Genomic DNA, 20,970 nt, shown 5'->3' with positions numbered 1-20,970 from the left:
TAGATATTCCTCCTATTCGTCCTTTATATCTATCTCATTAATAGTTAACAATTCTTCCTTGGTTATAGTCTTTTTGTTAACTAATCTCACTGCTTGTAGCCTAATAGCCTTTTCTATAATATTACGAACCAATCTAGCATTGGCAAAGTTATAAAAATCTTGCTGTTCTTTTTGTTTAAGCATTTTAAATAACTTTATTTTGGCTTTTGAAGACATTTTATACTGCCTATTTTTTAACATCATATCTGCTATTTCCATTAAATTAGCGACGGAGTAATCATCAAAGTTCAAATGAATTGGAAATCGCGATTTCAAGCCGGGATTTGTGTTGAGAAAATTGTTCATTTGATAGCTGTACCCAGCTAATATTAAAATAAATTCATCTTTTTTATCTTCCATTGCTTTTACTAATGTATCTATAGCCTCTTTGCCAAAATCCTTTTCACCTCCTCGAGCTAAAGAGTAAGCTTCATCAATAAACAAAATTCCGCCTAAACTTTCATTGATTTTTTCTTTAGTTCTTTGGGCTGTATGACCAATGTATTCCCCAACCAAGTCAGCTCTTTCTACTTCTACCAAATGCCCTTTTTCTAAAAAGTTAAGGTGTTTAAATATTTTTCCAAATATTCTAGCTACTGTTGTTTTCCCAGTTCCTGGATTACCTTTAAAAATCATGTGCATTACTACTGGTTCAGCTATGAGACCTTCTTCCTTTCTACGTTTCTGGATTGATAAAAAGGCCGTTACTTCTGTTACTAGTTGCTTTACATTATCTAATCCAACAAGTTGGTTCAATTCTTTAATAGGATCAAGTTCCCAAAGCTGCTCTTTGCAAGCGTGGTTTCTATGCTCATCCTCCCCTCTGAGTTGTTTTAAAGCAAAAACTGGGGATATTTTCCCATTTTCTACATTAGCCAAGATTTTATTTTTATTCATAAAGCCATCTCCATATAGTAATTAAGTTTTTACATTGCATAATAATGTATATGTAACAAAAGTAAAAATTAAGACCTAGGCATATGCCTAAGTCTTAATTTTTTATCAAATTTACTTCTTTTTCGGGAATCACGGTGGATATAGCATGCTTATAAACCAATTGTTGTTTCTCTCCATCTTCGATGACTACTGTAAATGGATCAAAACCTTTTACTAGTCCTTTAATTTGTTGTCCAGTTGTTAATAAAAGAGTAACTTTGATACTATCTCTTCTTACATAATTAAGAAAATAGTCTTGCAGGTTATGAGCTTTACCCATACTGCTCCCTCCTAATTAAATCATAATTTTCTTAACCTTCATGAAATTATTATTATTTATATTCTTTTTTTATTATGACTTTTCCTGCAGCTGCTTTAAAATTTCTGTTTTTACTTCTGTGATACTGCGCTGATCAAGGTCAAACCATGTAATATTATTCATTTTTCTAAACCAGGTAAGTTGTCTTTTGGCATATCGTCTTGTGTCTCGTTTAATCAAGCGTACCATTTCATTATAATCTACTTGGTTATCTAAATACATAATAACTTGCCGATATCCAATAGCCTTTAAAGCATTACTCTCCTTAGAAAAACCAAGTTTCAAAAGTGTTTTTACTTCTTCAACTAATCCATCATTTATCATTTGATCTACCCTAGCATTTATTCTACTGTATAAACGCTGACGGTTCATCCATAAACCATAGAAATTTATCTGCTTGTTCTCTATGTCTTCATCTTTTTGTTGAAGTTGATAAATGGACTTTCCAGTTAGTTCATAAACTTCTAATGCTCTTATAACACGTCGCCAATCATTAGGATGTAACTTTTTATAAGCATATTCATCTTTGTCTTTTAAAAGACTATGTAAATAATAATTACCTTTTTTTTGACCAATATCTTGATATTTGAACCTTATCTCTTTATCTTCTGGTACTTCTACCAGAGAAAAATCCTCTGTAAGTGCCCTAACAAAAAGACCAGTACCGCCTACCACTATTGGATAGTTGCCTCTTTTTTTAATTTCAGTAATAACTTTTTGGCTTAGATTTTGGAAATCATAGACGCTAAATATTTCATTTGGTGCTATAACATCAATTATATGATGAGGTATCTGTGACTGTTCTTTTGAAGTGGGTTTTGCCGTTCCTATATCCATATATTTATAAACTTGTGCAGAATCAGCAGAAATAATCTCTCCATCTATTTCTTTAGCTAGATCCATAGCTAAAGAACTTTTACCACTGGCAGTTGGGCCTAAGATAACAGAATAGTTTTCTTCCAAAGCTAATCCTCCTTTTTTATGTAAATTCCATAACTAACTGAACTTGAGGGAAGGGTAAAAGTATTATCAAGACCTATAGAATTAAAAGGATAATTTTTGTTATTTTTTACAACTACCGCCTCTTTAGCTACTCTTTTTGCTTTTGTTATACTTTGCCTTAAATTGCGGCTACTGTGAGCAATACCTCGCAAAGAAGAAATTGCTGCGGAATTTTCTAAAGGCTTCTGAAACATAGGATCAAAGTAAATTAAATCATAAGAATTCCTTTCTACATTATCTAAATACCTGTTAAAGTCAATATTCGTTAAACGGACGTTTCGGGATAAACTGTATAGTTCTGGGTAGTTATAAATAATGTTTTCAAATCCACTTTTTACAACCTGGTATATTATTTTGGATTTTTCAAGGGAGGTTACAAAACCTGTGTTTCCTACTAATTTACTTAATACTAAAGTATCTGCTCCTAATCCCAAAGTACAATCTAAAACTCGCCAACCTGATATGTCTCCTAATAACTTTGTAAAAGTATCTATTTCATTGTTGTCAATTCTTTTGATTCTTAACATTGCCATACTAGGATGGAAAGTGAATTTTTTTCCATTATTATAAGCATTAACAGCAGATTTTGTAACTACCAGTACATAAGTGTGTCTATTTAGGGACCCCAGGTTCTTTCTTGGTACGTATTTACCGTCAACCAGTTCAGCTATCTTTTTAGAAGTTTGTTTCATTTTTTCTGTTGGCTTTTGTGAAGTTGTGCATATTATACCCATTATTTCACCCGTTTGAACATCTTTTCTATACTTTTTTTATCCAAAGATACCACCGTTGGTCTACCATGGGGGCAACTATAAGGGTTACTTGTATAGCTTAATTGATTTAAAAGACTTTGCATTTCTTCGTGGGTCAGCTTATGGTTAGCTTTAATAGCTCCTTTGCATGAGATTAGCGCTAAAACGGCATCTTTAAATTTTTTTAAGCTACTTAGTTCATCATTAATAAATATTTCCTCCAAAGAATCTAGCATTAATTGTATACTCACTGTTTTGTTAACGAAAAAAGGTAACCCTCTTATCATAATGTTATTACCATCCATTACTTCTATATCAAATCCAAGCTTTTTCAAAGTTAAGTTATTTTCTTCGATAATATTTATTTGTGCACCATTTAATTTTATAGTTTCTGGTATTACAGTTTGAATGGAAACTTGTTTTCCTAATTGACTAATAGCTTTTTCATAATATATTTTTTCTTGAGCAGCATGTTGATCTATTAAATATATATTGTCTGTATCTTTGCATATAATATATGTTTGGCTAAACTGCCCCAATATTTGCAACGAAGTAAAAAAAGGATTTATAATTTCAGGGGTTTGTATTTTACTTTTAGATATAGGCTTTGTTGGTAACTTTTCAGACTTTGTTGATAAATCATTATTTACGCCTTCATGTACAGTAGAACTGTCAGTATGAAATTCTTTATCTTTGGAAAAATTATTTTTAGTTAACTTTTCTAAATAAGATAACTGTTCCGTCACATTATTTTCGGTTGTCAAACGATTATTATTCCGATGGGAAAAGGTGGGTTTTGAAGAGTTACTATTAGTTAAGCTACCCTTATCACTTTTATTTAGTTTGGAGTATTTATACTCTGTCACTAGAGGTTTGTCCATTAAGGCTGAATCAATTGCAGCTTTTAAACATTGATAAATTGTTCGTTCATTATCAAATTTAACTTCTTGTTTTGAGGGATGAACATTAACGTCTATTATGTTAGGAGGAAGCCATAATTTCAAAACTGCAATTGGATACCTATGCTGAGGTAATAATGTTTTGTATCCATCTTCTATAGCTTTAGTTAGCAATTTGCTTTTTATAATTCTATTATTAATAAAAATAAACTGACCACTTCTATTGCTTTTAGTTATAGATGGTTTTACAACATAGCCTTGAATATCTATTTTTTCGGACTTACTGTTTACTTTTAAAGTATTTTCGGCTGTGGCTGCCCCTAATACATCAGCAATAGCTTGCTTTAAGCTACCATTTCCACTTGATGATAAAAGTCTCCTATCATTATGATAGAGTTTAAAAGAAATATCGGGATTAGATAGCACAAATCTCCCTATAATATCTGTTATATATCCCAGTTCTGTTGCCGTTGTTTTAAGAAATTTTTTTCTAGCTGGGGTATTAAAAAAAAGGTCATTAACTAAAAATCTAGTGCCTTCATTTGCAGGAGCAGGCAAAATCTCTTCATTGATTCCACCTTCTAACTTAAATTTAACACCTGTATCTTCATAAGCTGTTTTACTTAGAACCTCAACCTTACTTACAGCAGCTATTGAAGGAAGTGCTTCACCTCTAAAACCTAAAGAGTTTATGCCATCTAAATCATTTTCACTTTGTATTTTACTTGTGGCATGACGCTTAAAAGCTAAAGAGATTTCTTTGCTCGTTATGCCTATGCCATTATCCACTACCTCAATTTTATCTTTTCCTCCATTTTCAACATAAACTTCAATAAAACTGCTTTGTCCATCAATGGAGTTTTCCACAAGTTCTTTTACGATGGAGGCAGGGCGCTCAACCACTTCCCCTGCAGCAATTTTATTAGCTACACTTGAAGGGAGTATATTGATATTTTTCATCAGACCAACTCCATTTAACAATTTTTAACCTTTTTTTGTAACTTCTGTAAGATAATTAGCGCTTCCATAGGTGTAATTTCATCAACATTAATATCTTTAATTTCATTTATAAACTCTTGATTTTTATTATCAATCAAATCAAATATATCTTGCTGTGTAGTGCTTACCTGTTTTTTAGTAACAGAGTCTTCTTCTATGACTTTTAAAATATCATTGGAACGTTGAATTACTGGAGAGGGAACCCCTGCAAGTTTGGCCACTTGTATACCGTAGCTTCTATCACTTCCCCCTTTTTTAATAGAGTGTAAAAAAGTAATAGAATCATTTTTCTCTTGAACGGCAATCGAATAGTTTTTAACCCCGTTAAACTTGTCCTCCAAAGAAGTTAACTGATGATAGTGGGTAGCAAATAAAGTTTTAGCACCAATTTTATCTTTTTCTAGTAAATACTCTATGGCACTTTGTGCTATACTCATGCCATCAAAAGTGCTTGTTCCTCGCCCTACTTCATCTAATAAAATTAAACTTTTGGAAGTAGCATTTTTTAGTATATTTGCCAACTCTGTCATTTCTACCATAAAAGTACTTTGCCCAGAAGATAAGTCATCACTTGCACCTACCCTAGTAAAAATTCTGTCTACAATACCAATCTTTGCTTCTTCAGCAGGTACGTAACAACCAATTTGTGCAAGAAGGGTGATTAGTGCAACTTGTCTCATATATGTTGATTTGCCAGCCATATTGGGACCTGTGATTACTAATACCTGATTATCTTGACAATCTAATAAAGTGTTGTTAGATATGAAATTTTTTCTCCCAATAGTCTCTTCTATTACTGGATGCCTTCCGTTAACTATGGAAATCTCATCGTCATTACTTAACCTAGGCTTGCAGTAGTTATTATCTATAGACAAGGTAGCGAAGGAGCACAAACAATCTAGTTCTCCTAAAACATTACTATTGTTTTGTATTTCCTCAATACATTCTAATACAGAGCTTCTTATCTCACAAAAAAGTTCATATTCTAACTGGATTATTTTTTCGGATGCTCCTAATATCAGTTCCTCATATCTTTTTAAGTTTTCGGTATAATATCTTTCTGCATTAGTTAAGGTTTGTTTTCTGATATAGCTTTCTGGAACAAGATCTAAGTTGCTTTTGGTTACTTCAATATAGTATCCAAAAACTTTATTATACCGCACTTTTAGAGATTTAATGCCAGTTTTCGTTTTTTCTTCTTCCTCATATTCTGCTAATAATTTTCTGCCATTATTTGCTGTGTAAATTAAATCATCTAATTCTTTGTTAAATCCTGGTTTAATAACTCCTCCGTCTTTTATCGTAGTGGGTGGCGAAGAAACAATCCCTTGTTCTATAATGTTAGCCAATCTATCTAAGCTGCATAATCTGTTAGCTAAACTAACTAAACTTTTTGTGTTTGACTTTATAAGTAGTTCTTTTATTTGAGGTATTTTTTGTAGTGAATTTTTTAAAGCCACTAAGTCCTTGGGGTTTACTGTTTGGTATGCCACTTTAGTTGACAATCGTTCTAAGTCATAAATTTGACCAATGCAGTCTTTTAAGTTTTTTAAAAGCAACCCATCTTCTAATAACGAATCAACCATATTTAAACGATGGTTTATTTCTTCAATATTCAATAGAGGGCTTAAAAGCCATTGTTTTAGCTTCCTACCGCCCATAGCACTTTCGGTCTTATCGATAACAGAAAGAAGGGAACCTTTTTTTCTATTTTCTTTAATTGTAGTTATAAGCTCTAAGTTCCTTATAGATGTATAATCTAAATTCATATACTGATTTAGGTTTATATAGTCTATTTTATTAAGATGGGCTAAAGAGTTTTTTTGAGTCTCTGCTAAGTAACAGATTAGTAATTTGACAGCTTCCAGACCAGCTTTATGGTTAATAATTTGTTCAAGTAGTGGATTAAAATCTGAAGTGACTTCTGCATTAACTTCATGGATTGAAATATTTAAGGTGAGTCGACGTAGCTTTGATAAAAGTGGAAACTCAGAACTAACTATACATTCAGAAGGAAGATATTTAGAAATAATTCTATTTATGCTTTCAAAACTTAACCGCCCTTCTGTATAAAAAAACTGGCCAGTTGAATTATCTACAAATGCCAATCCAGCTTTGTTTCCATAGCAAGCTAAAGCACACATAAAGTTGTTGTCTTTAGCATCAAGTAAGTTTTCATCGATTATTGTACCGGGAGTTACTATTTTTACTACTTCCCTTTTTACAATACCTTTAGCCTGCTTAGGGTCTTCAACTTGGTCACATATAGCAACCTTATAACCTTGTCTTAACAGCTTAGCTAGATAAGTATCAAGAGCATGACAAGGTATGCCTGCAAGAGGTATCCCGTCTTCACCGTCTCTGGATGTGAGGGCAATTTCCAAAGCTTTAGCACCAATTTTAGCATCCTCAAAGAATAGTTCGTAAAAATCCCCTACCCTAAATAAAAGTAAGCAGTCTTTATGCTCGTTTTTTATATCTATATATTGTTGAATCATAGGTGTAATACTTGATTTAGCCACTATTTCAGTACCTCCTAACATTTAAAATCATATAACGTTATAAGCCGGAATACTCCGGCTTATAACTACTCTTCTTCTAATATTTTACCAGTGAGACTCCATGTCTGACTATCTGTTATTTTAACCTTTACTTCCTTGCCAATTAGGGTTTTATCACCAGCAAAGTTAACTATTTTTGCTGTTTTAGTTCGTCCCGAAATATAGCTGGGGTCATTTTTACTAGTGCCTTCTACAAGTACATCCCATACCTGCCCTACATATGAATCATTAATTTGTTTGGAGATATTATTTTGGGTTTCTATTAACCTTTGTAAACGTTGACTTTTTTCCTGTTGTGGAACTTGAACTTCCATCTTTGAGGCAGGTGTCCCTTGACGAGGTGAGTAAGCAAATGTAAACGCTGAGTCATATTTTACTGCTTCTACAACTTTTATGGTCTCTAAAAAATCTTTTTCGGTCTCCCCAGGAAATCCAACTATAATATCGGTAGTTATCGAAAAATCATTAACTTTATTTTTAATCTTATCAATAAGACTGAGATATTTTTGCTGATCATAACCTCGATTCATTGATTTTAAAACCCTACTACTTCCGGATTGAACGGGTAGGTGAAAATGATTACATATTTTATCATGAGATGCAATAACATCTATAAGTTTATCAGTAAAGTCTCTAGGATGGGGAGTCATATATCTAACTCTTTTTAACTCTTTGATTTTAGACACTTCACAGAGCAAGTCTGCAAAATCATATTCATTGTCAAAATCCTTACCGTAACTGTTTACATTTTGACCAAGTAAAGTTACTTCTTTATAGCCTTTAGCTACTATATCTTCAATTTCAGAAATTATATCACTAGGCTGTCTACTACGCTCTCTTCCCCTTACATGGGGCACTATACAATAAGTGCAAAAATTATTACATCCGTATGTAATTGTAATCCACGCCGTTATGCCATCTTCTCTAAGTTTTGGTAGACCTTCAATAACTTCTCCCTCTTCGTTCCAAATTTCAAGCACTCGTTCTTTTTTGGCTAGAACTTTTTCAATCATTTGTGGAAGTTGATGTATATTATGAGTTCCAAACAATAAGTCTACATGGGGAAAATCTTTTTGAATTCTTTTAGCAACCTGTTGTTGCTGAATCATACAACCGCAAATCCCGATTATTAGTTCAGGTTTTTTAGCCTTTAATTTTTTCAACGCGCCTACTTTTCCAAAAACTTTTTGCTCTGCTTTATCTCTTATAGAACAAGTGTTAATTAAAATAATATCAGCATCGTCCTCGTTAAGTGATTCTCTATATCCCAGTTGGCCTAACATGCCAGCTAAGATTTCGCTATCGTGAACATTCATCTGACAACCGTATGTAAGAATTTTAAACTGCTTATCTATACTATCATTCATTATCTACTATTCCTCCATTTATATCAACATTTTGCTATATTACACTTTATTATAACATAATATACAGTAAAATTTAAAACAAACCCTTGTTAAAATTGTGGAGCAAGAAAATTTTATCAAGTTTTCCTTACTCCCACACGTAAACAGCATTCTATAATCTCCTTTGATGTCTAATGACAAAAAATCTATTTACTCAACTTCTATACAAAAAAGGCTATGGCTCAAGAGCCTATAACCTTTTTTGTGCACTTATTTATCTTTTTAAAATATGTCCACGAAAACATATAAATTAGCCACATGATGGGACTAAATTTTTTTCAAAACTAGCTACATTTTGGTCAATTATAGAATTTGTTTATCTTATAATTGTATTTGGTACTAGCCTTGGATTATTTAAAATAAGTTTTTATGATGTGTTTAAAAATCTTACAAATCAGGATCACATCTAGTTTCAAGGCCCTATCTTCCCCCAATTAAGCAATGGATTTCGACGTTTTAGTGACCAATTAACGCTTTAATAAACACCTTTGCTTTGATTAACCGTTCATACTACTAAGTTCTCGGCTTTCGTCGCCAAGTTAGTATATGATGAGTGCACATAAAAAACCCTTGTTTAGTTAACAAGGGTTTTAGTATTTATTAGTTTATTGAAGCTCTTTCTAAAGCTTTTTCAACAGCTTGCATCCATCCTTCAGAAGAACTTGTGGCACCAGTAAACACTTCTACCTCAGCAGCGTCTGCTTCCACAAATCTACCTGGCATTTCTGCTACTGCTTCTTGCCATTCTCCTTCAAATGGGGTACCTTCTGCATATTCTTCGTCTTTTTCTATAACCTCTTCACCATCTGGCTTTTGGAATTCTCTTAGTTCAACATCTACTATACTGTCGTTCTCTACTGTAACTACTGCAGTATAATATGTGGTTGTTTCTCTATCTTCGCTATAGCTAGAATACTCACCAAAGAAAGAACCATCAAAATATTCTCCTTCAGCAGAACCGTCAGCTTTAGCTAATGCTGCTTCTACTGCATCTACAATCTTATCGCTAGAGCTAGTTGCGCCTGTAAAACCATCAACATCAGTTGAGTTACTATCAATGATGTTTTGGGCAACAGTAGTATGTGCCTCTTCTAAGGTTTCACCTGTAAAGCCAGCTTCTTCACTTCCGTAAGAAGCGTAATCTTTAACTTCACCTAAGTTGTTGTATTCAGTCACATCAATAGAAACAATTTCATCATCTTCAATAACAACTGTAGTTTCAAGGTATCCTCTCCAGTTATTATCTGTTGAATACGCTACATAAGTACCGTCTTCGTACATACTTTCCCCTGAGCAGCCTGCAAATAAGCCTAGTGCCATTACTGACACTACTGCCATGATTAAAAACTTCTTCATAATAAATCTCCTCCCAATTAAATAAAAAATTTTATTATATAAAAGGCTATTGCCTTTTATTACAGATTAAATAGAATCAGATGTTAATTAAATTAAAATTTTGTTCTTCAATTCACATTCATTCTTCGTCTATAATTATACCACATGTGTTTCTAGTATAGAAGTACTAGTTTTAACAAATTTTAGCTTGTTTTGTAAAATATGAGTTGTTTTCTCTTGATTTCTATGTATTTCTTCATTATTGTACATTTTCCTATATTTGTTTGTTTATTTAATTGTTAAACTGTAAACCCTATAAATGAAGATGAAAAAGGCGATAGCGTGTTCCTGCAGGAATAGATATACTTTAAACTAAAGCTGTAGACGCAAGTCTTTTTCATCAACAAAAAAGAGGTGGATATAGCCACCTCTTTTTTTATTTGTGAACTTCCACCTGTTCCCCATTTTTTAATTCAGCACAATTAGCCTCATCTGTATCAATGTGAAATTCTAAAGCAAATGAGTCCTTAACCCTAATCAGTACATTATTGAAGGTAACTGATCGTTTTCCTTCTGTTTTTACAGATACTAATTCTTTATCTTTAAGGCCTAATTTTTGGGCATCTGAAGTATGCATATGTATATGCCTTTGAGCTATTATAGCACCTTCATTTAATTGAACTTGACCTTTTGGGCCTTTCAAAACTACACTCGAACTGTCAGCAATATCTCCTGAATCTCTGACAGGAGGTTTAATCCCTAATTTGAAAGAATCTGTTTTTGAGACTTCTACTTGGGTTTGTTGTCTAGCAGGACCAAGAACTCTTACTTTTTCAATTTGTCCTTTTGAACCTTCTACAGTAACTACCTCCTCTGCTGCATACTGACCTGGCTGAGAAAGATCTTTTAAGGGCTTTAACTCATAACCCTTCCCAAATAGCGTTTCAATATCCTTTGTAGATAAATGAAGATGTCGATTAGATACACCTACCGGAACTTTATTTGACATAAAATAACCCCCTTATCATTTTAACCGATTTACTTTTATTTTCTTCGGTTCATACCTAGATTATTACATGAAACAGTTATGAATTCAAGATATAGAACAGTTTTTTTAGATAAGTTTTATTCCATATCCTCGGGGTTTTTTTCTATAACCTTTGGAACAGGTTTGTAAAAATCACTAAATAGTTTTTCTTTATAAACACTTCCATCAGAAAAAATAATATTTCTCCAAGTTGAAATTTTATAACCATCTTTTCCTTCAGAAACTACCGACTCCTCCCCTGGCTCCAGTTCAATATTTTTTTTATACTTTACTTCAAATTCCACTTTTTCGTAATCTGATTGGACAAGCTCTACTTTTGGGAAGGCTGGTGGAAAACTGTAAAAGTCAGTAATTATCTCCGTTTCTGTGTAATGTATGTCAATTAAAACACCGTAAGGTGAATTATTTTTAAATTTAAGGTCTAGGTAGGGATACGCAATGGTTGCGTCCCATCCTAAATCAAAATAGCTTACTGGTCTGCCATGGTTATGTCTTTCAATTATTTCAAGATTAGTTTTAAGAGCTGCATTGTACAAATTTGATGACACTTGGCAAACTCCACCACCATATCCAGGAACAAACTCACTATCTACTATAATTAAAGATTCCTTATATCCATTTTCCTTGTTTGCCTTACCTACTACCTCATTAAAAGAAAATTCTTGCCCAGGCCATAAAAGAAAATGGTCAATTTTATTTCCAGCCTTCTTTATATTGTAAATTCTGTTTTCGGTGCTATCTGTAAAATTGCTTGAAACCGAAGTAACTTTATCGGTGACATTTAGTGTTTTAAGATCGTCTGCAGTAACTTCCGGTTCTTTTACTTTTAGCTCGACATTTGTTGTATATAAACCTGCTTGCATGTTAGAAATTATAACAGCCTTAGTTTGTTCAATATTTAACACTTTACCTCGTTGATGATTAGAAATTTCAACGTCACCATTTCGTACAGACATATTTGCATCTAAAGGTTCATAATTTACCTCCTGTGCAATTTCATCTAACTTTTTTTTAATAGCTTGGTTATCAAAAAGATCTAAGTTATATTTCGCATGTTCTTTTTTATGATTTCTTATTATTGTGAAGTATTTTAAAGGATTGATAACCCTCTGCTCTCTTTTTATGTTGACAAGGGCTAAATTTAAATCATTGAAATCTGCTAATAAAAACTGCTCTAATGGTACCTCCCATTTTTGCTCATCTAAAGTTAAAGTAACATTTTCTTCTTTAAAATGTTCCTCCTTAAAAAACGTTAAACTCTCCTCTATAGACATTTTTCCAACATAGTTATTATTAATATAAGTACCTGTAAAAAAAACATTTCTATAATAGATTTTGTGTGTTATACAAGTTAAGATCAACACTGCCAAAAAAATAACAAAAGAAATTTTAATGTGATTATGGATTTTTTTCAAAAAAAATCACCCCTTTTATTATTTATCAAAGAGGTGATTTAAATATACGTATTTATAATGATATTGAGTTTTTTTTATCTCTTTGTTCTAGTAGTGCACTTTTTAATAAGTTTATAGATGCCAAATCGGGTTTAAAGTTAAACTCTAAAACTTCTTTATTGCCATTTTCCATTTTAGCTTTTTTTGAAGTCATATGCTGGTGTCCAGGAGAGGTAATTATATATTTGTAATCATCAATAACTTTCTCAAATTCGCTTTGTTTATTTCTCGCTTGTAGAAAGGTATCTATTTCTAAGTGGGAGATACCTGCACTTTTTAGGCTAGAAATTACTTTATTAGCAAAAGTTTGTGATTTGCAAACTAATAGCACTTTCTGATCCGCAGGGAATCTTGCTATTTTAACAATTGTTTCTAAGTGAGGTGATAAAGCTATAGGAATGACATCTTTGCCAGCAAAATCGCTAAGTTTTTTAACTTGTTCTATATGGAAAAAAGTTGTTATTATTATAGTTGACTGAGATATCAAGAATTCGTACTTTTCAGGATTAGCTAAAAGATTATCAAGCACTATGGGCTCTACATTGATGCTTAAGTCAGTAGATAATTGTTTTGAAATATACTCACCTTGCTCTTTGTTACATTCTATAAATAAAACTTTAATTTTATGAAGAATCTCTTTTTTTTCACGGCCACGGACATGGGCTATTGCTAAAATCTCGTCTATGGAAAATCCTAAAGACCTACCTTCATCTAAAGTGATATCTATCATTTTTAACAATCTTTCTTTTCTGCTTTCTTTCTTCAATGCCTCGTCTATTTCGGAAACAAAGGTACCCTTACCTTGCTTACAATCTAAATAACCTTCACTTTCTAGCTCTTGAAAGGCTACGCTAACAGTGTTTCTGCTGACATTTAATTCCTTAGAAAGCTCTCTTTCTGTAGGAATTTTTGTACCAGGTTTTAATTCTCCTTTTTTAATTAACTCTTTTATATTGTTTTTTACCTGTACATATAATGGTATTTTTGCATTTTTTTCTATTCTAAACTTGGTGATAACAGCTCCTCCTTTCCCAATTTCCATGGTATTTTAACTGATTCAGGTATCAGCACAGTACCCATCAGAAACGGCATACCTTTTGAACTTCCATGACAGTCTGAGCCTCCTGATACTATTAAACTACTTTTTTCAGCATATGACAAGTATTTTTTTATGTCTTCTGAACTATGATCACTATGATACACTTCAATTCCATCTACAAACTTTGTCAACTCCGTAACTAATTGGTCATCTTGAATTTGTACAGGATGTGCTAATACTGCTACCCCTCCAGCTTTATGTATTAGTTTTATAGCTTGATTTGGAGAAAGCTTATACCTAGGCACATAAGCTTTCTCGCTAGTCGCTAAAAAGCTATTAAATGCTTCCCTTATACTTGAAACATATCCCTTTTTTATCATTGCTTCTGCTACATGTACCCTTCCTATTGACTTCCCTTGGGAAACCTGACAGACTTCATCATAAGTTAATGGATAACCCAGATGAGTTAATTTTTCACTTATCTTTTTGACCCTTAACTCTCTTTGTTCTCTTAACTTCTCTAACCCTTCAATTAAGTACTTATTATTTACGTCTATAAAGTACCCTAAGATATGTACCTCTTTTTTGTTGACTTCTGTGTTTATTTCTACTCCTGGTATTAGTTTTATATCTAACTTATCAGCCTTTGGTTTTGCTAACTTATAAGCAGAAATTTCATCGTGGTCAGTAATAGATATGATTTTTAATTTTTTTTCACTAGCTTTTTTTACAATCTCTTCTGGCGTTAAAGAACCATCAGAACAAGTTGAATGAATATGCAGATCCATATATATCCTCCATTATCTACAGGTTAGTATTTAAAAAATTGTAATAGTTATTGTAAGCTATGTGTTCAACTTCAACTTCAGAAAAACCGTTTTTTTCCATTGATGAAAATAACCTTTGGAAAGATGTTACATCTTTTATTCCCTTTGGCAACTTTGACACTCCATCAAAATCACTTCCTAAAGCTATATGCTTGACCCCAATTAGATTTTTTAGATGTTTCATATGCCTTATGATAATATCTAAATCTGCATTCCCTTCTTTCCAAAGTTGATGTGGCGCAAAATTTATACCTATAAGTCCATTGGAGTTTGCAATCGCCTTTATTTGCTTATCATCTAAACTACGTTTGTGGCTAAAAACCGTTTTACAGTTTGAATGAGAAGCTATTATAGGTTTTTTATAGTTATCTACAACATCCCAAAAACCTGCAACAGATAAATGGGAAACATCTAAAATAATATTTTTCTCATGCATCTCTTGAATAACTTCTTTACCAAAGCTAGTCAAACCGCCGTTTCTACTATCAGAAATTCCATCGGATATGAAATTGTTGTTACTCCATGTAAGAGTCAAAGAACGCATTCCAAGTCTATAAAAAATATCCAGGATTTGAATATTTTTTCCTATAACATCTCCACCTTCTACACTTATTAATATCCCCAATTTGCCTTTTTGCAATTTGTTTAAATCTGCTTTATTTTTAACCAAAAAAATATCTTCATCATCTTCTATAACTTTAAGAATTTGGTTTAATTTATCTAAACCTTTCTCCAAAATATTAAACTGATTAATTTGAGGATTTACAAAAACAGCAAAAAACTGTAACCTAACATCAGCCTCTTTTAAGCGATTAAAATCTATATGCCCCAGCTGGTTTTTGCCAAAAAAGTCATAATTTTCTTCCTCGAGCAGTAAGGCGGTGTCACAATGTCCATCAATAATGGGAATCTTTTTACTCATTAAAAATTTCCTCCTCTTGACCTTTTTTATATAGTATATTTTATCATCAACATGGTTAATTTTCTAGAAGTATAAATTCCTTACCCCATTGATTGTTATTTTTTAAATAGAAACATTATTTTTAAATTCACTGAGTGTTAATCTGATCCTATCTTCAGTTAAACTGCAATAAATAAGATAAAGACCTGTTTACAATGTAAACAGGTCTTTGTTATTAGCGAGGTTCAACGATTAACTTAATTGCAGTCCTCTCTTCACCATCAATTTGAATATCGGTAAATGCAGGTATGCAAATTAAGTCAACACCACTAGGGGCTACAAAGCCTCTTGCAATAGCTACCGCTTTTACCGCTTGATTTAAAGCTCCTGCACCAATTGCTTGAATCTCTGCTCCTCCTTTTTCTCTTAATACTCCAGCTAAAGCACCTGCGACTGAATTAGGATTTGATTTTGCTGATACTTTTAATACTTCCACTAGATATTTCCCCCTCTGTAGTTATTTGGTTACTTCTCTGTAATATATATTCAACGGCGGGAAAAAAATACCTGCTTTTTTTTGCAAATTTTTCTATTCTATTTCTTTTATAGGATAAATCTTTTCAGAATTTAAGTCTAAATAAACGGCATTTAATTGTTTTGGTCCATCAGTTTCTATATTAAACCGCGTAGGCATTTTAGTGACAAATTTTTTTATAACATCTTCTTTTTTAACACCCAAAACTCCGTTATATGGGCCGGTCATTCCAACATCGGTTATGTATAATGTCCCTTTATCAAGTCTACGGTAGTCGGATGTTTGCACATGAGTGTGAGTTCCTACTACTGCATCAATTTTTCCATTTAAGTACCATCCCATGGCAATCTTTTCTGAAGTGGCTTCTCCATGAAAATCTAACAAGCTATAATCATAATCATCTACATTTAACATCTCGTCAATAACTTTAAACGGACAATCTAATGGTGGCATATAAACTATACCAGAAAGGTTAAGTATTAATATTATTTTCCCATTAACTTCAACCTTTGTAAAACCACTGCCAGGGGTCCCCTTAGGATAGTTAGCTGGTCTTACTATTCTTTTGTCACCTTGTATAAAATTAAAGATCTCCTTTTTATCCCATACATGGTTTCCCATTGTTAAAATATCAATACCAGACTCAAATAGTTCATCAGCAACTCTTTGGTTCAAGCCTTTACCTCCAGCAGCATTTTCACCATTAGCTATTATAAGGTCAGGGCTATACTTTTCAATTAAGCTTGGAAGTTTATTTTTTAGTATTTTACGACCAGGTTTACCTACAATATCACCAATAAAAATTATTTTCATTATAATACCTCCATATTTTGTGTAAAAAAATAAAGGGATTTCTCCCTTTATTTTGCGTATTCTACAACTCTTGTTTCTCTTATTAAAATAACCTTTATTTGACCGGGATATTCCAGTTCGTCTTCTATTCTTTTGGTTATATCTCTAGCAATAGAAGTAGCCATTGCGTCGTCAATTTGGTCAGGTTGTACCATTATTCTTACTTCCCTACCAGCTTGTATTGCAAAACTCTTTTCTACCCCTTCAAAAGAATCAGCTATATTTTCAAGGTTTTCTAAACGCTTAATATAGTTTTCTAAAGTTTCTCTTCGAGCCCCCGGTCTTGCAGCTGAAATGGCATCCGCTGCTTGAACAATAACGGCTTCTACTGTCTGTGCTTCTACATCTCCATGATGAGCAGCGATGGCATGTATAACCTCTCGAGACTCTTTATACTTTTTAGCTAATTCTGCTCCAATAGCTACGTGTGGACCTTCCATCTCATGGTCGACAGCTTTTCCTATGTCATGTAGTAAGCCTCCGCGTTTAGCTAGTTTGATATCTGCATTTAATTCAGCAGCCATAATTCCTGCCAGATGAGCCACCTCTAAAGAGTGCTTTAGGATATTTTGTCCATAGCTTGTTCTAAACTTTAGTCTTCCTAATAATTTTACAAGCTCAGGATGGATGCCATGTACACCGGTTTCAAAAGTAGCTTGTTCACCTTCTTCGCGGATCTGGTTGTCCACTTCTTTTTTGGCTTTATTAACCATTTCTTCGATTCGCCCTGGATGAATTCTTCCATCTAATATAAGCTTTTCTAATGCAACTCTGGCAATTTCTCTTCTTACTGGGTCAAACCCTGATAAAATCACAGCTTCTGGAGTATCATCAATAATAAGATCAATACCAGTTAAAGTCTCTAAAGCCCTAATATTCCTACCTTCACGCCCTATTATTCGACCTTTCATTTCGTCGTTGGGAAGAGGTACTACTGAGACTGTACTTTCTGCTACATGATCTGCAGCACAGCGCTGTATAGCAGTAGATATAATGCGATTAGCTTTCTTTTCTGCGTCTTGCTTTGCTTGATTCTCAGCCTCTTTAACCATAACAGCCATTTCATGTTGTAACTCTTTTTCAACATCGGATAATAGTTGCTCTCTCGCTTCATCAGTTGTTAAAGAAGATATTCTTTCCAGTTCTTTAACTTGCTCTTTTTGAGCATTTTTCACTTGTTCTTCTTGTTTTTTGATTTGATTTTCTCGGTTTGCTAAATTCTCTTCTCTTTTTTCAATACTGTCTGTTTTTCTGTCTAGAGATTCTTCTTTTTGCATAACTCTTTTTTCAAGCCGCTGAACCTCTTGTCTGCGTTCTTTTGATTCTTTCTCAAATTCACTACGAAGCTTTAATATTTCCTCTTTTGCTTCAAGTATCATTTCACGCCTTTTGCCTTCTGCCTCTCTTTTTGCATCAGATAAAATATTTTTAGCTTCCTGCTCAGCAGATGCAATCTTTGCTTCTGCAATAGCTTTACGTATCAAATAACCTAACCCTAAGCCAATCAACAAAGCCAAGGGAATGATTATCCAAATTAATGTTGTTGAAATTATGTTCACCCCCTTAATAAAAATAAAACTATAACAATAATATGAACTTTTAGGTTATACAACGAACTTACACATATGTGTGTTAATTCTAATAATTTATTATATCACGAATATAACCTCTTTACATTTTATAGTTTTTTACAGATAGTGTCAAGTAAGTTACCTTCCCGTACAGTGGTTATCCCATTTCTTAACTCTACTTGAAAAGATTTATCCGATGCTTCCATCAAGTAAGGGTTATGGGTAATTAGTATAATCTGTCTGTCAAATCCACTACTCACATGATTTAAAAACTCTACAACTTTATTGACATATTCTTCACTTACATGCTTAGCCGGTTCATCTAACACTAAAGGCCCCTCCAAGGTCGGTCTATAAGTTTGTAAAATAGCAATCCTTAGTGCTAATGAAACTATATCTACAATTCCACCACCTCTGGCTTCTTCAGGGTTGGTTTTTATTTTTTTACCATTGTACTCTGAACACACTAGAAATTGAGCTTCCACTCTATTTCTCACTTCTTTAAATTCTATTTTAAAACTATAAGTTTCATCAAATATAAACTGTAAAGCATTAGTAACAAGTATTTCTATTTGTCGCTTGGCTTGATTTCGCCCGTGGTCCGATGACTTATTGAGTAAAGCCCTTACTTGGTAATAAATATCTAACTCACCTTTTAATTGTTTTATTTCAGTTTCAACTAAACCTTTATGTTTTAACAGTTGATTCCTCTGCCCTTCTATCATGGCAAGTTTTGTGTTAGCAATATCAAGTTGATTTTTTAGCGATGTTAATTTAGACTCCATAAGCAATTCCCCCTACTTAAGTAATTCGTTAGGAATCATTTCTTTAACTTCCTCAATCAAATCATTTATTTCTTTCTCAAGCTTTATTATTTCTTTATCTAAATCCTCAGGGTCTACCCCCATTTTTTTTATTTCACTAACTAAATCCTCTTTTTGATGTTTTAAAGAATCCATTTTAGCTTCGGCTTTATATCTATCTGCTCTTAGCTTTTCTAACTCTTTTTTTAAAGTATTTATTTCGTTTGTCATTGACATATTTTACATCTCTCCCTTCCATCTATCTAACAACACATGCTTGTGAGATTGGGGTATTTCTTGCTCACATATAGGGCACTTATTAAGGTTTTCAATTTTACTATTAAGTTTATTTATTAACGAATTATACTTTAGATTAAGCTCAGAAATATATTTAGCACCATTTTTTCTTCTAGTTTCAATAGTTCTTATGTTCTTCATACAATCTTTTAACTTATCTAATTTTTTAATTTTGTCTTCAATTATGTTTATCCGGTGGATAAGTTGGCTTTCTAAGCCTTTATCAATTCTATTATTGATGTTAAGGCTAATATCTTTGTTAATAGATGATAATTGGTTGTGGTACCTTTTATAGTTAGTTAATTTTTCATTTAATGTTTGTATAACGCTAATTTTTTCTATACTAGCAGGTAAATTACTGGTATTTGATAAAACAATATTGCAAGCTTTTAAGTTTTTATTGATGTTATTTAACTTGGATTTGGATTTGATTATACTCGTCAATTTCTCTAGTTTTAAGTCAGCACTTTCAATTTTCTTTATTCCGTCATTTAAAAATTCTGTGTTTTGGAGTAAACTATTAAGTTTGTCGATTTCTTGATTAGTATAGTTTAGCTTTCTACTTATATCTTTTAACAATATATACCTACTTTGTAATGATTTTACTTCTTCTATAAGCTCTAAAGCTGGCTTTATATTTTTAGTCTGTTTTAAAGTTAACGAAAGAGCGTTAATTTCATCATTAATTTTATATAATTTTTCTCTTTTAATTTTTAAGTTAATATATTTAGTTATTTTATTTTCCACTTTTAGATAAGCATTATTGGCTTTTTCAGTCTTTATCTTTTGATTGTTCAACTCTTGGTAAGCAGTTAATTGCTCGTTTAAGTTTTTTAATTCTTCATCTTTATAGTTTAGTTTAGAGCTTAACTCTTTTATGTTTCCCGATACACTTCTAGAGGCTGCATCAATAAAGTGTACTCCCACAATAGTACCTATGGCTTTTGCCCTAAGACTTCCTGTGCCACTTAACAAAAAGGGGGGCTCTAACTGTCGGGCTATATTTATTTCAGGTTTCTGATCTTTATCCAAAAAAACAGGCGTTATTTTTAATACCCCTTGGACAATTTTTAAAATTTCACTACTGACGCTGGAATACTCATTTCTTTCACCATCTTTTTCAATTACATACCTGTTACTATTCCTTCTCCTCTCTCTTGTTACACTTGTCCCATCATCAAGGGTTACTGTCACCGAACAATGTGACTGACCATAGTGAATGATATCTCCACCTTTTGGCTGGTTATAAAGAACCCACCTGAGAGCTCTGATGATTGAAGACTTACCTTGATCTGAAGGTCCTGTTATTACATTAACTCCTTTATGAAATTTAAGAACACTGTTTGTATGAGACTGAAAATTAATTAGATGTATTGATTCTAGGGCTGCCATCGT

General features: G+C 32.7%; 19 protein-coding genes. All 19 read right to left on the bottom strand.

Annotated features, from left to right (window positions below; genetic code table 11):
* Window positions 1-12 precede the first annotated feature (12 nt).
* Entirely contained in the window at window positions 13-936 is a 924-nt protein-coding gene (locus tag PRVXT_RS07550; protein ID WP_350345049.1) for an AAA family ATPase, read from the bottom strand.
* Window positions 937-1,030: 94 nt separating this feature from the next.
* On the bottom strand, window positions 1,031-1,255 hold the full coding sequence (gene hfq, locus PRVXT_RS07545) for an RNA chaperone Hfq (protein ID WP_350345048.1): 225 nt from the start codon (window positions 1,253-1,255) through the stop codon (window positions 1,031-1,033).
* Window positions 1,256-1,327: 72 nt separating this feature from the next.
* Entirely contained in the window at window positions 1,328-2,257 is a 930-nt protein-coding gene (miaA, locus tag PRVXT_RS07540) for a tRNA (adenosine(37)-N6)-dimethylallyltransferase MiaA (RefSeq protein ID WP_350345047.1), read from the bottom strand.
* A 2-nt stretch (window positions 2,258-2,259) separates the two neighbouring features.
* On the bottom strand, window positions 2,260-3,030 hold the full coding sequence (locus PRVXT_RS07535) for a class I SAM-dependent methyltransferase (protein WP_350345046.1): 771 nt from the start codon (window positions 3,028-3,030) through the stop codon (window positions 2,260-2,262).
* Entirely contained in the window at window positions 3,030-4,907 is a 1,878-nt protein-coding gene (mutL, locus tag PRVXT_RS07530; RefSeq protein ID WP_350345045.1) for a DNA mismatch repair endonuclease MutL, read from the bottom strand. Before mutL ends, PRVXT_RS07535 begins: the two co-directional genes overlap by 1 nt.
* A 14-nt stretch (window positions 4,908-4,921) precedes the next feature.
* Entirely contained in the window at window positions 4,922-7,444 is a 2,523-nt protein-coding gene (mutS, locus tag PRVXT_RS07525) for a DNA mismatch repair protein MutS (protein WP_350345131.1), read from the bottom strand.
* An 89-nt stretch (window positions 7,445-7,533) separates the two neighbouring features.
* A complete protein-coding gene (gene miaB, locus PRVXT_RS07520; RefSeq protein ID WP_350345044.1) occupies window positions 7,534-8,874 on the bottom strand; it encodes a tRNA (N6-isopentenyl adenosine(37)-C2)-methylthiotransferase MiaB in 1,341 nt (446 codons plus the stop codon).
* A gap of 639 nt (window positions 8,875-9,513) precedes the next feature.
* Window positions 9,514-10,269: an FMN-binding protein gene (locus PRVXT_RS07515; protein WP_350345043.1), complete on the bottom strand. Its 756-nt coding sequence runs from the start codon at window positions 10,267-10,269 to the stop codon at window positions 9,514-9,516.
* 415 nt (window positions 10,270-10,684) lie between these two features.
* Window positions 10,685-11,257: a phosphate propanoyltransferase gene (locus tag PRVXT_RS07510; RefSeq protein WP_350345042.1), complete on the bottom strand. Its 573-nt coding sequence runs from the start codon at window positions 11,255-11,257 to the stop codon at window positions 10,685-10,687.
* A 116-nt stretch (window positions 11,258-11,373) separates the two neighbouring features.
* Window positions 11,374-12,711: a VanW family protein gene (locus PRVXT_RS07505; RefSeq protein ID WP_350345041.1), complete on the bottom strand. Its 1,338-nt coding sequence runs from the start codon at window positions 12,709-12,711 to the stop codon at window positions 11,374-11,376.
* 52 nt (window positions 12,712-12,763) lie between these two features.
* Complete coding sequence (locus PRVXT_RS07500) at window positions 12,764-13,792, bottom strand: GntR family transcriptional regulator (RefSeq protein WP_350345040.1); 1,029 nt, start codon at window positions 13,790-13,792, stop codon at window positions 12,764-12,766.
* A complete protein-coding gene (locus tag PRVXT_RS07495) occupies window positions 13,747-14,577 on the bottom strand; it encodes a PHP domain-containing protein (protein WP_350345039.1) in 831 nt (276 codons plus the stop codon). Before PRVXT_RS07495 ends, PRVXT_RS07500 begins: the two co-directional genes overlap by 46 nt.
* Before the next feature lie 16 nt (window positions 14,578-14,593).
* Window positions 14,594-15,538: a dipeptidase gene (locus tag PRVXT_RS07490; RefSeq protein WP_350345038.1), complete on the bottom strand. Its 945-nt coding sequence runs from the start codon at window positions 15,536-15,538 to the stop codon at window positions 14,594-14,596.
* 214 nt (window positions 15,539-15,752) lie between these two features.
* Window positions 15,753-16,013, bottom strand: a complete 261-nt coding sequence (gene spoVS / locus PRVXT_RS07485) for a stage V sporulation protein SpoVS (protein WP_350345037.1) — start codon at window positions 16,011-16,013, stop codon at window positions 15,753-15,755.
* 93 nt (window positions 16,014-16,106) lie between these two features.
* A complete protein-coding gene (locus tag PRVXT_RS07480) occupies window positions 16,107-16,865 on the bottom strand; it encodes a TIGR00282 family metallophosphoesterase (protein ID WP_350345036.1) in 759 nt (252 codons plus the stop codon).
* A gap of 47 nt (window positions 16,866-16,912) precedes the next feature.
* Window positions 16,913-18,454 carry a ribonuclease Y gene (gene rny, locus PRVXT_RS07475; RefSeq protein ID WP_350345130.1) on the bottom strand — a complete coding sequence of 514 codons (1,542 nt, stop codon included), beginning with the start codon at window positions 18,452-18,454 and terminating at the stop codon, window positions 16,913-16,915.
* 128 nt (window positions 18,455-18,582) lie between these two features.
* Window positions 18,583-19,260, bottom strand: a complete 678-nt coding sequence (locus PRVXT_RS07470; protein WP_350345035.1) for an ATPase — start codon at window positions 19,258-19,260, stop codon at window positions 18,583-18,585.
* Between the two features lie 12 nt (window positions 19,261-19,272).
* On the bottom strand, window positions 19,273-19,515 hold the full coding sequence (locus tag PRVXT_RS07465; protein WP_350345034.1) for a hypothetical protein: 243 nt from the start codon (window positions 19,513-19,515) through the stop codon (window positions 19,273-19,275).
* Between the two features lie 3 nt (window positions 19,516-19,518).
* A complete protein-coding gene (locus PRVXT_RS07460) occupies window positions 19,519-20,967 on the bottom strand; it encodes an AAA family ATPase (protein WP_350345033.1) in 1,449 nt (482 codons plus the stop codon).
* Window positions 20,968-20,970: the final 3 nt, after the last annotated feature.

Source organism: Proteinivorax tanatarense (assembly GCF_040267685.1).
GTDB lineage: Bacteria > Bacillota > Proteinivoracia > Proteinivoracales > Proteinivoracaceae > Proteinivorax > Proteinivorax tanatarense.
Note: the sequence above shows the minus strand (reverse complement) of the source record. Positions and strands in the feature narration are given on the sequence as shown.